At 43.2% G+C, this 16,638-nt stretch carries 10 protein-coding genes; 9 read left to right on the top strand and 1 reads right to left on the bottom strand.

Annotated elements, in window-relative coordinates; genetic code table 11:
- From QM629_RS13940 to QM629_RS13905, 8 genes are all read left to right on the top strand, one after another.
- On the top strand, window positions 1-3,195 hold a 3,195-nt coding region (locus tag QM629_RS13940), incomplete at its 5' end, for a SusC/RagA family TonB-linked outer membrane protein (RefSeq protein ID WP_415160494.1).
- Between the two features lie 20 nt (window positions 3,196-3,215).
- Window positions 3,216-5,168, top strand: a complete 1,953-nt coding sequence (locus tag QM629_RS13935) for a RagB/SusD family nutrient uptake outer membrane protein (RefSeq protein ID WP_415160493.1) — start codon at window positions 3,216-3,218, stop codon at window positions 5,166-5,168.
- Window positions 5,169-5,205: 37 nt separating this feature from the next.
- Window positions 5,206-8,343 carry a SusC/RagA family TonB-linked outer membrane protein gene (locus QM629_RS13930; RefSeq protein ID WP_415160492.1) on the top strand — a complete coding sequence of 1,046 codons (3,138 nt, stop codon included), beginning with the start codon at window positions 5,206-5,208 and terminating at the stop codon, window positions 8,341-8,343.
- A gap of 60 nt (window positions 8,344-8,403) precedes the next feature.
- Window positions 8,404-10,167, top strand: coding sequence for a RagB/SusD family nutrient uptake outer membrane protein (locus tag QM629_RS13925; protein ID WP_415160491.1), 1,764 nt, complete (start codon window positions 8,404-8,406; stop codon window positions 10,165-10,167).
- A 94-nt stretch (window positions 10,168-10,261) separates the two neighbouring features.
- Window positions 10,262-11,581, top strand: a complete 1,320-nt coding sequence (locus QM629_RS13920; protein WP_415160490.1) for a hypothetical protein — start codon at window positions 10,262-10,264, stop codon at window positions 11,579-11,581.
- Window positions 11,582-11,717: 136 nt separating this feature from the next.
- Window positions 11,718-12,872 (top strand): hypothetical protein, encoded by a 1,155-nt coding sequence (locus QM629_RS13915; protein ID WP_415160489.1) that lies wholly within the window; start codon window positions 11,718-11,720, stop codon window positions 12,870-12,872.
- A 114-nt stretch (window positions 12,873-12,986) separates the two neighbouring features.
- The gene (locus QM629_RS13910; RefSeq protein WP_415160488.1) at window positions 12,987-14,798 is read left to right on the top strand and encodes a hypothetical protein; all 1,812 of its coding nucleotides are present in this window, start codon (window positions 12,987-12,989) and stop codon (window positions 14,796-14,798) included.
- Complete coding sequence (locus tag QM629_RS13905) at window positions 14,795-14,950, top strand: dienelactone hydrolase family protein (protein WP_415160495.1); 156 nt, start codon at window positions 14,795-14,797, stop codon at window positions 14,948-14,950. The genes QM629_RS13910 and QM629_RS13905 overlap by 4 nt, the downstream gene beginning before the upstream one ends.
- A 157-nt stretch (window positions 14,951-15,107) precedes the next feature.
- On the opposite strand, the gene dusB is transcribed toward QM629_RS13905, so the two are convergent.
- A complete protein-coding gene (dusB, locus tag QM629_RS13900; RefSeq protein ID WP_415160487.1) occupies window positions 15,108-16,142 on the bottom strand; it encodes a tRNA dihydrouridine synthase DusB in 1,035 nt (344 codons plus the stop codon).
- An 84-nt stretch (window positions 16,143-16,226) separates the two neighbouring features.
- On the opposite strand from dusB, the gene QM629_RS13895 reads away from it, so the two are divergent.
- The coding region (locus tag QM629_RS13895; protein WP_415160486.1) for a hypothetical protein at window positions 16,227-16,638 on the top strand (412 nt) is incomplete at its 3' end.

Below are 16,638 nucleotides of genomic sequence, written 5' to 3'. Positions count from 1 at the left end.
TATCCTTTCACCTTAGTTATAACATCTGTTGGCTATTCCCCAGAGGTGCTTGTAGTAAGAAACAGCGCTATGAACAATGTTTTAATACAATTGCAATCATTGTACAAAACAGATACCGTTATTACCGGCAAAGTGGAAGATGAAAATGGTGCGCCTCTTTCCAATGTAAGTATCTTGGTAAAAGGCTCTGCCAAAGGTGTTTCTTCTGCCGCAGACGGTACCTTCAGTATCAGTGTGCCTGGCGAAAATACCACCCTCATTTTTAGGTATGTGGGCATGCAGGAACAGGAAGTGGCTGTATCGCAAACCAGTAAAATACAGGTGATACTGAAACCCGTTGTTAATTCGATGGATGATGTGGTTGTGGTAGCCTATGGTTCCCAAAAGAAAATTACAGTTACGGGCGCTGTATCTACTGTAAATACCGAGCAGCTCAAACAAAGCTCATCCGCAAGTTTGGCCAATGCGCTTGCGGGGAGGTTATCCGGCCTTACATCCATTCAGTCTGGCGGCGGGCAGCCGGGGCATGATGATGCAACTTTATACCTGCGTGGTGCAGCCACTGTGAATGGCAATAGCCCATTGATATTAATTGATGGCGTTCCCCGCGATAATATCCGTACAGTTGATCCTACCGAAGTGGCAAGTATTTCCATATTAAAAGACGCCTCTGCAACGGCGGTGTTTGGAGTAAGAGGCGCCAATGGCGTTATTTTGATCACAACCAAAAGAGGGGCATCCGGCAAAGCACAGCTTACTGCAAGTATTGATCAAAGCTTTAGCTCATTTACGCGTGAACCGGAGCGCCTGCACTCCGTTGAATATCTAAAATTGCGCAATGAAGCTTCAGAAAATGATGGCATAGCAGCGCCGTACTCTGATGAAGTTATTGCCAAATATGAAAATCCTCTGGAAGGCCTTGATCCTAATGCTTCCGATTATGCAGAGCAGGCGGCGCTTAGAAAGTATATTTATCCGGATCACTATTGGTATGGCGAGCTGATTAAAAAGAATACGCCACAGACCAGGATTAACCTTGGCATAACCGGCGGCACGGGAAAGCTTAACTATTTTGTAAATGGTACGTTTTTGCACCAGGGAGGAAATCTTAATACAGAGCCCAAATCGCAGTTAGGGTACGACCCCTCCGTTTGGATGGACCGTTACAACTTCAGGGCAAACCTTGATTATAAAATAAGCCCTTCTTTTAAAGCCTTTTTAAATATTGGCAGCTATATAGAACGGGTAAACATGCCGTCTGCAGGCACATACGGGTATAGCACATCCTGGATGATGAGCGATTTAATATACCAGGTACAAACTGTATTGCCCATAACCCCGGGCCCGGTTACCCTGGGTGGATATGGCGTACCGGAAGGCGCTGTGGTATATCCCGATTATTTAGACCGTTCTGCATTTGAAATTATGAACAGGCAGGGGTTCAGAAATGAAATGCGCTCCAACCTTAATTCTTCCCTGGGCGCAGAATGGGATTTAAGCAAGCTTGTAGTTCCGGGATTATCCATTAAAGGAATGATTTCTTACGATTCCAAATCTACCAGCGCTATGGATGGGTACAAAAACGAGCGGTTATATTTAGCGCTTGTTGATTACGAAACCAATTCGCTTTCTTATGCCGTATCGCGCAATGCGGAATCTTTCCTGAGCATTGCTAAAGAATACGATTCCCGTTACAATATCAATTTGCAGGGGTCAATTAATTACCAAAACGCTTTTGGAAAGCATAATGTAAGTGCAATGGCGCTTGCACAAAGAGACTATTGGGAAACAACAAGCGGTGAAATTCCTTATAATGTATTGGGCTTGTCGGGAAGGGCAACTTATGATTATGATAAGCGGTATCTCGTAGAAATAGACCTGGGGTATAATGGCTCTGAACAATTTGCGCCCGCTAACAGGTTTGGCTTTTTTCCTGCGGCATCTGCAGGCTGGGTTATAAGCAAGGAGCCTTTTTTTGGAGCCCTGTCTCATACGGTTTCCAATTTAAAATTGCGGGCATCTTATGGCAAAGTGGGTAATGATCAGATTGCAGATGAACGCTTTCTTTATCTGGATAATATTACTGTCGGCTCGGGCCCTTTAAGCAGCCTGGGAAGGGGGCAGGGAATAAGCCAGGGTTTATTGGGGAACCCTAATATTTCATGGGAAGTTTCGGCAAAACAAAACTATGGGATTGATCTGGAGTTGTTTAATGATCTGAGCGTTTCGTTTGATTACTTCTTCGAGAAAAGAACAGATATCCTTATCTCCCGCGGTACGGTGCCGGCATTGCAGGGTGTGCCCCTTGATGATATTCCAAAAGTAAATATGGGGATAGTTAATAACCGGGGATATGAACTTGAGGTAACCTATAACAAAAAGTTATCGGAAAAATTTTCCTTTTTAATAAAGGGAAACCTGGGCTTCAATCATAATATAGTAAAATTTTATGATGAGCCCATCAGTGATGAAACTTACGCTTACCGTTATCGCACTACGGGATTTTCTCTTGGCCAGCGATGGGGGTATAAGATTGATTATTCTAACGGTAACGGCTATTTTAATTCTCAGAAAGAACTGGATGCTTATTTATCTAAAACAACATATGGTTTTGGAACTCCAAGGTTAGGCGATTTTATTTATAAGGATTTGAACGAAGACGGGGAGGTAAATGATAAAGACCTCGCGCCCATAAAATACACCAGCATCCCTGGCCGGATTTATGGCTTGATGTTAAGCTTAAATTATAAAGGCATTGAATTCAGCACTTTTTTTCAGGGAGTTGGCAGGTATTCCGGCACGTATGCCGCCCAGGGGGTAGGGGTATATGAAAATATTAAACTGGGCACGTATTATAGCTACCATAAGCATGCATGGACAGCAGAACGGTATGCTGCCGGAGAAAAAATTACTTATCCCGCGTTAAGCACGGTTACTACAACCAATCACCGTGCAAATGATTTCTTTGTTATGGACAGGTCGTTTATTCGGATCAAGAATATTGAGCTGGCATATAACTTTTCCTCTTCCCTGCTTAAAACGCTCCATGTACAGGGAATAAGGGCATACATAAGCGCTTATAATTTCTTTACCTGGGATAAACTGCGGATGGACCACCTGGACCCTGAAAATAGTTCTGCGCATGGCTATCCTGTAACCAAGTCTTTAAACTGCGGCATGAACATAACTTTCTAAACATTTAGATTTCGATGTATATGAATAATCAAAAAAATATTTTGCGCGCTTTCTGTACCGGTGCTTTATACGGTATAGAAAAAATTAAGAAGCTGCTGTTGCTTTTGCTGGTTGCCATATTATTTTTTAGTGCGTGTAAAAAAGCGCTGGATATGGCGCCCGACGGTAAAATTTCCCTGGATGATGTTTTTAATGATAATGATAAAGTAGAAGCCTTTTTAAATAGTTGTTATGAAAATCTTCCGGGAAAAGGAGTTAGGTATTATTTCTGGAGCAGGGGCCCTGTGGAATGGAGCGATGAAGCCTGGGATACGGATGCAGAGGCTGAACCACGGATCATGTCGGGCAGGTTATACAATGGGGATGCTTCTGCCTCCAATTTTCCTGCAGTTGACAGAAGTTCTGATGCCGGCAACGGTGATTACTGGAACCGTTACTGGAACGCTATTCATAATTGTTCTTATTTTCTGCAGCGCATAGATGCAGCCAGCGTAGATGACGAAACGAACCGTCAGCGCATGAAAGCAGAGGCGTATGTGCTGCGGGCGTATTACTACCATGAATTATTAAAATGGTATGGAGCCGTATTGCCCATCATGCGCGAACCTTTTGAATTTACAGCAGACTTTTCAGGATTGGAAAAAGCGAGCTATTATGACCTGACCAAATTTATAATGGAAGACTGCGATTCGGCATTGGCAATATCTGCCTTGCCCACACGCATTACTACCAACGAGCCTTACAGGGTTACCAAAGCATTGGCCGAAGCCATAAAGTCTAAAGTGATTTTGTTTGCTGCAAGCCCGTTAAATAATGGAGGAGAAAATTACTGGGAGGAGGCATACGAAGTAAATAAGGCTTCGTTGCAACATTTGCGTGATTGGGGATATGCATTATATAACAAGGTTAATTATTCGGCAACCTATCTCTCCGACGATGCCCACATTGGCCCGGACAAAGACACATACGCGGCTTTGTATAATGAATATTTTACACAATCTGCAACATATTCTTCAACAGCAGTAGATAATGAAACCATTTACCAGGGACGTGAAAGCCAGGGCAATATCTGGAATATTGATGGCATTGGCGCGCAGGATGGTTATAAAAGCGGCACCTGCCCTTCACAGGAATTAGTGGACTCGTATGAAACAACAGACGGCCAGCCCATTCTTGATTTGGATAATCCTTATTTGGATGAACAACATCTTCAGCCTAATTACAATCCTGACAATACGCTGTACGATCCTAATAATCCTTATGCTAACAGGGATCCTCGCTTTTATGCTTCTATTTATTACAATGGATCTAAGCGCACAGCCTGGTGGGGGTTTGACGAAACTTCAGCATCTTATGAGAACTATCCGGCAAGCACGGGTTACAGAACAAGAATAATTGCCACTTATGTAGGCGAGCCTCAAACAGGTATAGATGCTTCCGTAAGAAAAGCTACAAGAACAGGGTATTTTGAAAGGAAGTTTTTACATCCCAATTCCGGGGCAAATAATGTTGTTGCAGGGGCGCAGTGGAAATATTTCAGGCTGGGTGAGGTGATTTTAAACTTTGCAGAAGCAGCCGCAGAGGCCGGAAAGCTGGATGAGGCCCGGGATGCAGTAAACGAGATAAGAAGCAGGGTTGGAATGCCTGATATTCCTTCCAGCTTAACCCAGGCCCAGCTCATAAGCCGGGTACATCACGAAAGAAGGGTTGAATTGGCTTTTGAAGAAAACAGGTATTTTGATGTACGCAGGTGGAGCAATCCTACAGATGATTTATCCAAAACTGACAAATGGATAACAGCCATGGAAATTACCCGTACAGGCAACAATTCCTTTACCTATAAAAGAAGGGTTGTAAGAGACACAGAGCGAAAAAACTACACAAATAAATACCTGTGGTTTCCTGTGCCGTTAGATGAGGCCAACAGGTTAAAAGCCATTACTGGCGATGACTGGCAAAACCCCGGATGGTAAAACATACTTTATCAGCAAAAAAACTAATGATATTCAAATGAGATATAATACTTCAAAAACCATAATGCTTGCTTTCATTGTGTTGTTTATGGTTATACAGCAGCTGTGTTATGCACAAGATGCTTCGCCTTCACTTAAAGGCCGGGTTACAGACCAGTTTGGTAATCCAATGTATGGCGTAGAGGTCAATTCCGGCAATGGCAAAAACGGAACATCCACTGATAAAAACGGTGAGTATTCTTTAAGTATTTCCGATGGCAGCGGCGCCATTGCTTTTAAATATACAGGGTGCCTTATCGTTACAAAAAATATCGGTGAAGACAAAACAATAAATGCGCAGCTGCAGCCGGATGTTCATAAGCTCGATGAAGAAATTCAGCTTGGCTATAACAGTCAGCGCCGCGGCGTGTTCACAGGTGCAGCGGCTGTTGTTACGGGCGCTGAGCTGGAGCGTGCTCCTGTTGCCAATTTTGGCCAAACGCTGGCCGGCCGGCTCGCGGGGCTTACCACGCTTGAAACTTATTCTGAGCTTTCACGTTCCACTACTTCAATGGCTGTTAGAGGATTTAGCTTTGCAAGAAATACCGGCCCGCTGGTAGTGGTGGATGGGGTTTTGGTTCCATATAACAGCGATCAGACGCTTGCCTATATTTCACCTGCCGAAATTGAATCTATCACTGTCTTAAAAGACGCTTCTTCACAGGCTTTGTATGGTATATTAGGCGGTAATGGATTACTGGTTGTAAAAACAAAGAGAGGGAGAAAAGGTGCATTGGAAATCAGGACCAGGCTCGATCAATCTGTGCAACAGGTAACTACCAAACCGGCTTATTATGATGCCGCCACTTATGCCGAACTAAAAAATCTTGCTGCAAAAAATGATTATGTATATGATCCGGATAATCCTTTTGAAGCGCCGTATTCAGATGAAGCTATAGCAGCATACAAATCGGGCGCTGATCCGCTGTTATATCCTGACAACAACTGGTATAAAAGATTTATGAAAGATTTGGCCAGGATGGAAAGAGTGAGCGTAAACCTTACGGGAGGAAGTGATAATATTCAATACTATTCCAATATAAATGTAATGCACCAGGGTGGTTATTTTAAAACAGATCAAACCCGCTATAATCCTGATGCCAACAATTTGTGGGTGAATTACAGAAGCAATGTAGATATGAACATTAATAAGTGGATAAAGGCGTATGTGAGGCTAAGCGGTAATATTAAAAGAGAACGCACCCCGGGTGGCGCCAGCAACCAGAATGTTTACAGCAGTATATTCCTGATCCCTTCCAATGTTTATGGTCCTGTAACCCCCAAAATAACAGACAAAACAACAGGTGAAATTATTGATGAAGGAGGTGAAGTGGTAAGCACGGCTACTGTGCACAGCCCAACTTATGGCTTGCTTAACCGTACCGGTTATGCGAGATATACAGTTACCAATACCACCTCTCAGTTTGGAGTGAACCTTGATTTGGGCTTTATTACCAAAGGGCTTTCCTTAACCGGCACTTTTAATTATCAAACTAACTCTGTAGGCAGCCTGTACACCACGCAGGATTTTGAAAGATATACAAGAGATAAAAATATAGATGATTCCCTAGTCTTTATTCAGGATGGCTCTGAATTAAATACCGCACTGGCTTATTCTAAAAGCAGTTCATTTTATTATCATCTTACCTATAATGCGCTGCTGAATTATCAAAGAAGTTTTAGAAAGCATAACATACAGGCTTTTGGCTATATGTTTTACCAGGACCTGACAAAAACAGAAGTAACCGCACCTTATTCTTTTCCTTATAAACGGGTGCACACAGGGGCTGAGTTAATATATAATTACAGCGAAAAGTATTTATTAAAGCTTGATTTCGGTTATTCCGGCTCAGACCAATATGCAAGGAATGCAAGATATACTTTTACTCCTTCTGCAGGCGCCGGCTGGGTAATCAGCAAAGAGCCTTTTTTGCAGGATAATAAGGTTTTAACATTATTAAAGGTGAGGGCGTCTTATGGTAAAACAGCTAACGACCAAAGTGGCCTTAACCGGTTTGCTTATGAAGACGATGTTCGGCTCACCACGGGTGGTACAATAGGCTCTTTGCAATATCTTGTTGTTGAAAACACAAAAGGCAATCCGGGAATCAGCGCGGAGGTTTCCGCTAAAGCCAATGGCGGTATTGATATCGGGCTGTTTAATGCAATAACAATTACAGCAGATGTATTTAAGGAGCGCGTAAACAACATGGTTGTATCTGCCACCGGAACCATTCCCAGCTACCAGGGCATCCCGCTGAGCAATTACCCTTCTTTAAACCAGGGTAAATACGAAAACAAAGGGTTTGAAATTTCTGTTGATTATTCCAAAGAATTTAATAGTGACTGGGGCGCTTCATTGGGAGGAAACCTTTCTTATGCAAAGAACACAATTATTAATGTTAATGAGTCTGAAAGAACGTCGGATTATGCTTACAGTAAACAAGAGGAGGGATTCTCTTACGGACAGGAATTTGGGTACTTGGTAGATCGCAGCAATGGCAACGGTATGTTCAACACAGAAACAGAGCTGAACAATAATACACTGGATTATAGTTTTGGCGCCCCCCGTTTAGGAGATTTAATTTACAAAGACCTGAACGGCGACGGCACGATTGATGAAAGAGATAAGGCCCCTATAGGATATGGGGCAATACCAAGATATGCTTATGGTATAAATGGAAGGCTTAGATATAAATCTTTTGAACTGAATATTTTATTTCAGGGCATAGGACAGTTTAGCTCCATATACAGTGGAACGGGAGTGTACGAAATTTCTTATGATGGAGTTTTTGGCGCCTTGCACAGCAAATCATGGACGGCCGAACGTTATGCGGCGGGAGAGCAGATTTTATATCCGGCCTTATCGGCAAAACAAAGCGTTAATCACCAGCCAAGCGATTTTTTCTCTTATAATCGCTCTTTTGTAAGACTAAAAAATGTAGAGCTTTCTTATACATTCTCAGGCAAAGCAGCAAACGCCATATCCGCACAAAGTATCAGGCTGTTGCTAAGCGGGCAAAATCTTATTACATGGGATAAAATGAAAAGCAAGGACTTTGGGCCCGAAGGCAGCGGCTACCTGGGTTTTCCGGTGTACAGGGTATATAATTTTGGTTTAAGTGTAACCTTTTAATGCGCATTGATTCATTATTCCTATTTACATAGTAAACCAATACGATTAAACAGAAACAGAATGAAAAAATATATAAATATAATAATGGTTGCAATGGTGATTTTTACCATCACATCTTGTAATAAGCAACTGGACCTGCAGGCAGATGGAAGAATATCCCTGGACAATGTTTTTAATGATTATAATCAGGTAAGGGGATACCTGAACTCCTGTTATGGTTATTGCCCGGCCCCTTATATGGACAGGGCCTCTTACACCGATGAGGCAGAAGATGCAGATGATATAACTGCCGGATCAAAATATAGTATTTGGTATGGGGGAAATGTTACCAGCTCTGACTATGCTTCCTATTCATCAGATGGAAGCCCCTGGACGAATCTTTATATTGGCATAAGAAAGTGCAATACTTTTATTGAGGGAATGAAAACCGCACAGGTAATAGCGGGAGATGATGAGAAAGAAGGATGGGTAGCGCAGGCAAAAACGTTAAGGGCCTTATATTATTTGCAATTGATTAAACGGTATGGCAGTGTTCCGTTAATAACAACCCCTTATGAGATTGACCATGATTTTTCAACTGATAAGAAATCTGCATTTTCAGAAGTAGTTGCACAAATTCTTACAGACTGTAATGAAGCGCTTGCCGCTCCCAGCACATCTTCCGGCTTCCCTTGGGAAATATATGATAACCAGTTTGGCATTATGTCCCGTGCCGTGCCGTACGCTATTATGTCGCAGGCAATTACTTATGCGGCAAGCCCGCTGTTTTCAGATGGCACATATACCTGGCAGGACGCGCTGGACATCACGGCAGAGGCATTATATCAATGTTCTGCAAATGGCTATGAATTGTTTGATGTGTTTTCAGGATCAACCGAGGCACAAAATGTATATGCCACATATTTTCTTACCTCGTCTAACGATCGCCGTGCGGTAGATAAAGAAACCATCTACCAGTGTGGCACGCAGATGCAGGTTTGGAAATACGCGGGTCTGCCTTCTACAGATGGTGTAGATAAAGCAGGCCCCTGCCCTACACAGGATTTGATTGATGCTTACGAAATGGCAAACGGCGAGCCGGCTATACTCGGGTATAGCGATGCCAGCCATTTAATACCTATTATTAACCCTGCTTCCGGATATGATCCCGAAAATCCGTATGAAGGAAGAGATCCGCGCTTTTATGCTTCCATATATTATAATGGCGCATTGCGTTATCTTGACCAGCCGGCAGGATATACTATCCAAACCTATGTAGGCGGAAATGAAGGCATAGCCACAGACGACAGGAAGCATACCCGCACCGGTTATTATATGCGCAAATTCAATAGCCACCGGTCAGGAATAAGCAATGAATCAGATGGCGCTATACGCTTGTTCAGGTATGCTGAATTGCTGATGAATTTTGCAGAAGCGGCTTATCAAACTGTAGGCCCTGATGCGGAAGTAACCGTGAATGGTTCTTCCTTATCTGCAAGAGAAGCGGTTAATATGATAAGAGCAAGAGCCGGTATGCCGGAACTGCCTGCAGGGTTAACAACAGAAGAATTTGAAACCCGTTACCGCAATGAGCGCAGAATAGAATTTGCTTTTGAGGAACACCGCTTCTTTGATGTGCGCAGGTGGAAAATCCTTGATGAAACAGACCAGTTTGTTACAGGCATGCGCATTACCAAATCAGCCTCTGCGTTTACTTATACCCGTTTTAAATTCACAAACAGAAACTGTTCGTCTGAAAAATGGCTATTGTACCCGATAGATCAGTCTGAAGTGTATAAAATGATGGGGCTTACCGGGGAAGACTGGCAGAACCCGGATTGGTAGGGGTATCAGCAAGATGCAGGTTATGCTGTGTTGAATATTGAGACGTTTGAAAGATGACCACTGAAAGCTCACATCTGATAGCATTCTCTTTTATATGAATAAAATTTTAATAGCATGGATGTTGATTGTTGCCGGAAGTTGCAGCAAGTCAGGCCTGCCAGTTGATGATACATTAGCTGCGGATACTTTATATAAAAATATTTTTACCGTGCAAAGCGGATGGGATATTTATACTGGCGGAACATACAGGTATGGGCCTTCTATTATAGAAAATGATGATGGCACCATTGATGCCTGGTTTGCCGCACCTGGTGAAACGTTTGGAGAAAAAATAGTATGCTATAATGAGTCGGGCACGCAAACTGCTATAAGCTTAACAACGGGCAATACGGCCGCTCAGAAATTTACCAGCACAGATTCATTTTATGCGGTTGCTGTTGCATGTCCGAACTGGGGATCAGCCAACAGTAGTTTAACCTTAAGCCTGTACCAATGGGGTAACGATTATGCGTCAACAGTAGCTTCTACCCCGCTGCTTACAACTGTATATAATAATTACCAGGATAATCAGAACCTGCAGGTAGCCAGTGAAAACAAGTTCCCTGCCGGTATCTATTTATGGATATTAACCGACCCTTCCGGTACAGCCGGTGTTTGGAAAAAAGACGGCAACGTTGAAGGCGTCAGTAACTTTAAAGATGGGGCGGCTACGGATGGCTGTTATCAATCTTTCATATTAATCAATAAATCTTCAGGCGCGGCATACTGGGACCAGGTAGCATACCGGCAGTCAGCCGATGGCGGCAAAACCTGGACGGAAGACGTGATGGTTTTAAAACCAACAGAAGGTTCCCGCGACCAGTTATCTGTTTGCGATCCCGGCGTGGTAAAATGCAATGGCTATTATTATATTGGTTATACTTCTACCGAAGATGAAAGAGGTGTTTTCAACCATGCATACGTGGCCCGGTCCGTTTCACCTGGCGGGCCATGGGAAAAATGGAACGGCGCCTCATGGGGCGGTAACCCGCAGCCGGTAATAACATTTGATGGTGATGCCGATGCCTGGGGAGCCGGGGAGCCCTGCATGGTAGTAAATAACGATACGCTTTTCTTTTACTATTCATGGAATGGATTGGAAACTACAGAAACAAGAGTAGCTACAGCACCCGCATCAGATGCAGATTGGCCGGCCCACTTAACGCTTCACGGCACGGCTGTTAATAAAACGGCTATTACCGGCGCTGATCATTGCGATGTAAAATACCGCGCTGATCTTAAAAAATATTATGCTATCCATACCGCTTCGCGGCTTACAGCCGATAGCTATATCGTATTGTGGGAATCATCCAACGGTTTAACGTTTAATAAAATAAGTGAAATAAGAAACCAACCTCAACCCATACCTGCATAACTGCGGCTGGAGCGGAGATGAGAGCGGGCATATCAATCCAGATAAGCAACAATATATTTCCTATGCCTATGGCCCAAACTGGGCTGATTGGAACACCGCCTGGCAACCGGTTTCATTTAAATAAAATAAGCAATATATGATTGATGCTGTAAAAAAAATATTTATCGTCACTGTATATTTCCTGGCAATGGCCTGCGGAAAAGCAAACAAGGCTTTAGTTACGCATAATTACACAGATACAATTGCTTTCACGGCAGATGCTGTTAGGTATGCGGCGTTGTTCTATTTTCCCATTTTTGGCGCGTCCATGTACACGCCACAATTATTATCCCCTTCGGGAGATGTATGGATAATGAAGGGGCAAATTCCTGCTTATAGCCCGGTAGGTCAATTCAGTTTTTGGGGCAAGCCCCTGTTTGCCGCAACGCATGGGGATGGAACCATAAAAAACAATTACCTGTTCTATTTTAATGGTGACCCTGCACAAACAAATAATGAGCTGCTCGATTACCATGCAGATTTAATAACTGATGCGGGTGTGGATTTGATAGTGCTCGATTTTACCAATGGGGCAGCAGATTTCCCTAATGGGCCTTCGTATATTTCAGCAACAACCGCATTATGCAACCGCTGGCAGGAACGCAAAAGAAACAATTTGCCTATCCCTAAAATTGCATTTTTCGTTCAAAATGCCAGTGTGCTAACCGCTGTTGAAACTTTATTCTTTAATAAATACGATGCGGGTATCTTCTTTAATTACTCAGGAAAAAAATTACTGCTGGTTGCCGATGCGCTGGGCAATGGAAATAATGCAGATGAAAACCAGCTTGCTGCGCCTGCCAATGGAAAATTTGCCAATTATACCGCCCGCCACTGCTGGGGTCTGGATAATTCCGGCAAATGCTGGCAGTTTAAAGTAAACAGCAATGTTCCGCCACAGGCATTTTATTATAACGGAAAGCCGGAACAGATGTGCGCGCCTGTGGCAACCCAGGCCACTTATATGACAAGTGACGGCATACATGCCGAGACTGGTGCACAGGGCAGGAACGGCGGCGCATATTTTAAAAAATACATGGAAGCTGCCATTGCTGTAAAACCAAAGTTTGTCTTCATCCACTCCTGGAATGAATGGGCTGCGGGCAACTGGGGAGAAAGCCAGCAGAAACCGGTTTTCGTTGATCAATGGCTTACGGAATATAGCTCTGATATTGAACCAATGGATGGCGGGCACGGAGATATGTACTATACATTAATGAAAGAAGAAATTGCAAAATTTAAATCAAATTGATTTTCACTGGTGCGATAATCCGGATGATCTGAAAGATCCCATTTCTTTATGCACCAGCGGCGACAGCGCTCCTAACAGGCGCTTCAATTACCGTTGTATCTGGAAACAATAATCATGATAAAGCAAAAAATTAAAAGCCGCAATATGAAATATTTTTTTTGTTTAGCGATTGTTGTACTGGGTATATCAACACAGGCACAGGTGCCTGGTACCAATGCATCAGCAACTGATGCGCTGGGCAGAAAACTGCCGGAATATGCAGACGTGGGCAGCCCTAAAAAAGATAAATTTGTTGGATTGTTTTACTGGACCTGGCATACACAGCCAGGCTTGGAAAATCCGCCGTTTAATGTTGCTGAGTATCTTGCACGCGATCCTAAAGCCATTGATGATTATAATAATCCCATCTGGCCTAAACGAAATAGCCCATGGTTCTGGAGCGAGCCTTTGTTTGGTTATTATCTCGATACAAATGCCTGGGTATTGCGCAAACACGCGGAAATGCTGGCAGATGCCGGTGTAGATGTTATCATTTTTGATTGTACCAATGGCAATATCACCTGGAAAAAATCGTACATGAAATTGTGCGAAGTATTTATGCAGGCCCGTAAAGATGGTGTGCACACACCACAGATAGCATTTATGTTACCCTTTTGGTTAACCGAGGGAGGCAAGGAAATTATCCGGGAGATATACAGGGATTTATACAAGCCCGGCAAATACAAGGATTTATTTTTTATGTGGAAGGGCAAGCCATTAATCATGGCCATGCCTGAATTTGCCGATGATATGAAAGGCAAACCTGCTGATCCCGCATTGACAAAAGAGATCAAAGCATATTTTACTTTTCGTCCGGGGCAGCCGGTGTATAATAAAGGTCCTGAAAAACCAGATCATTGGGGATGGCTGGAAATTTATCCGCAGCATGGCTTTGTGAAAACGCCTGGCGGTGGTTATGAGCAGGTAACCGTTGGCGTGGCCCAGAACTGGAGCAAGGAAAGAGGACTTACTGCAATGAACGCGCCGGGCGCTTTTGGCAGAAGTTATACCAATGCAAAAGGTCATATTACAGAACCGGGCGCCGTGAATTATGGTTATAATTTCCAGGAACAATGGGACAGAACCCTGGAAATCAGCCCTGAATTTATTTTTATTACAGGCTGGAATGAATGGATTGCCGGACGTTACGATGTATGGCAACAACAAACCAATGCTTTCCCGGATGAATGCAATGAGGAAGGCAGCCGCGATGTAGAACCCATGAAAGGCGGGCATGGAGATGATTATTATTACCAGATGGTAAGTAATATCCGCCGGTTTAAAGGAGTGCCTGCACCCGAAAAAGTTTCCGCTGCAGTTACTATTCCTATTGATGGAAAATTTGCTGAATGGAGTACAGTAACGCCTTCTTTCAAATCGTATAAAGGTAATACCATACATCGCAACAGTGCGGGCTGGGGAAGCCTGCATTATACCAACAACTCCGGGCGCAATGATATTATGCTGGCGAAAGCAGCAAGAGATAACGACAATGTATATTTCTATGTAGAAACCATGGCGCCCCTAACACCAAAAACTGATCCGGCGTGGATGCGGCTTTTTATTGATATAGACAATAATAAAAACACCGGTTGGGAAGGATATGATTTTGTAATAAACAGGGTTAACCCCGGAGTGAAAGCAGTGCTCGAAAAAACAGACGGCTCCTGGTATTGGCAGAAAGTGGGCGATATAGACTATGCGGTAAACGGAAACAAACTTGAAATAAAAGTTCCTAAACAATTGCTCGGCATAACCGGTGAACCGGATTTTCAGTTTAAGTGGAGCGATAATATGCAGCATGATGGGGATATAATGGACTTTTGGCTGAATGGAGACGTGGCACCTGCCGGCCGGTTTAACTATCATTATAATGCAGGCAAATAATAAAGTTTATACGGCAATATATTTATCCGAACGTAAATCATGGGTTTCATAACGTTACTACGCCGCGTTACGATAAAGCAGCCGCAGAACCTGCCTGGCAACGTACCATTGATTTCTTTAAAAAGTATTTGAGTCAGGAAGAAGATTTTTAATTCAATGTCGTTTAGTTAAGAAAAATACTCAATATTCAACAACACAATAATCCCTGCGTGGCCGAATCAGTCGGGCAGGAATGTTCGATTGCAGAGATTGTTAAGCATCAAGTATTGAATATTTTAAAGTAAACAACACGAATCTTTAATCAACGATTTACCCGCAGCTATACGCCAACTCATCCATATTTATTCTTCGCGGTTGTATTTCAATGCCGGTATAGGCTTTATTAATATCATCCAGCAAAGAAAAGATTGCTTCAGGCTCTTTTAACGTAACGAGTTTTGTTCTGTATTCTTTAATGTTAGGAAGGCCTTTGAGGTAATTGCCATAATGCCTGCGCATTTCAAGAATGCCCAATGTTTGCCCTTTCCATTCAATGCTTTTCTGTAAATGTTTTTTTATAACGCCAACACGTTGTTCAATGGTTGGCGCAGGCAAATGGGTGCCTGTTTGCAGGTAATGTTTTATTTCATGGAAAATCCAGGGATAACCAATAGCGGCACGGCCAATCATAATGCCATCAACCCCATACCGGTGTTTATATTCCAGCGCTTTTTCAGGAGCATCAATATCGCCGTTGCCAAAAATAGGAATGTGCATGCGCGGATTGTTTTTTACTTCAGCAATCAGGCGCCAGTCAGCTTCACCTTTGTATAACTGGCTGCGCGTTCTGCCGTGAACAGATAAAGCCTTAATGCCGGCATCCTGCAGGCGCTCGGCCACTTCAACAATGTTCCTGCTTTCTTCATCCCAACCCAGTCTTGTCTTCACTGTAACCGGCAACGAGGTGGAATTTACGCAGGCTTTTGTTAACCGTTCCATCAAATCAATATCTTTTAAAACGGCAGCGCCGGCGCCTTTGCTCACCACTTTTTTTACAGGACAGCCAAAGTTTATATCCAGCAGGTCAGGGTTAACGGCATCCACAATTTTTGCGCTCATGGCCATCGCTTCTTCATCGCCGCCAAAAATCTGTATGCCGATGGGTTTTTCATAATCGAACACGTCAAGCTTTTGCCTGCTTTTTATGGCATCGCGAATCAGGCCTTCGCTCGAAATAAATTCCGTGTACATTAAGTCGGCGCCATTGTCTTTGCACACGGCGCGAAAAGGCGGATCGCTCACATCTTCCATGGGCGCCAGCAGCAAAGGGAAATCAGGTAATGTTATATTGCCGATTAGAATCATTAATACCGGTTCTTGTAAATAATCAGAGCTATCTCAGTCTGCTCCTATAAATTTGAAGCAGCAAAATTAAGCTATAGAAATTTTATGTTTGATTATGATATGCAACGCCCACGATATAACCCGTGGTCCCAATTTTCAATTTTATTACTGCTTTGTGGTTTTGGGCTTATTGCCGGAAGCGTGGTAAGTTTTCTTATTGCTGAGGCCATTTTACATGTGCCCCTGCAGGAACTGCCTAATGCTTTAAAGAACGCCAGCAATGCAAATCTTTCAAGGCTTATACAATTCGTAAGTACGTTTTTCTTTATGGCGGTACCTTCCATTGTATTTGCCAGGATTATGAATAAACAGCTTTTTAAATATGTTGGTTTTAACGGCGCCATCAGCGGCAAACAGGTGTTTTTAATTATCGGCATCATGTTCATGGGCGTATATGTAAGCGAAATGCTCGGTGCCGTTAACGAGCTGATACCCATTTCCAAAACAGCAGAAGCCT

It is taken from the genome of Parafilimonas sp. (assembly GCF_047606085.1).
In the GTDB taxonomy this organism is placed as follows: Bacteria; Bacteroidota; Bacteroidia; order Chitinophagales; family Chitinophagaceae; genus Parafilimonas.
The sequence above is the reverse complement of the archived record's forward strand: the minus strand, read 5'-3'. Positions and strand labels throughout refer to the sequence as shown.

Coding starts and splice junctions, on each gene's coding strand:
- QM629_RS13935 (WP_415160493.1), top strand. CDS start 3,216: ATGAATAATCAAAAAAATATTTTGCGCGCTTTCTGTACCGGTGCTTTA.
- QM629_RS13930 (WP_415160492.1), top strand. CDS start 5,206: ATGAGATATAATACTTCAAAAACCATAATGCTTGCTTTCATTGTGTTG.
- QM629_RS13925 (WP_415160491.1), top strand. CDS start 8,404: ATGAAAAAATATATAAATATAATAATGGTTGCAATGGTGATTTTTACC.
- QM629_RS13920 (WP_415160490.1), top strand. CDS start 10,262: ATGAATAAAATTTTAATAGCATGGATGTTGATTGTTGCCGGAAGTTGC.
- QM629_RS13915 (WP_415160489.1), top strand. CDS start 11,718: ATGATTGATGCTGTAAAAAAAATATTTATCGTCACTGTATATTTCCTG.
- QM629_RS13910 (WP_415160488.1), top strand. CDS start 12,987: ATGATAAAGCAAAAAATTAAAAGCCGCAATATGAAATATTTTTTTTGT.
- dusB (WP_415160487.1), bottom strand. CDS start 16,142: ATGATTCTAATCGGCAATATAACATTACCTGATTTCCCTTTGCTGCTG.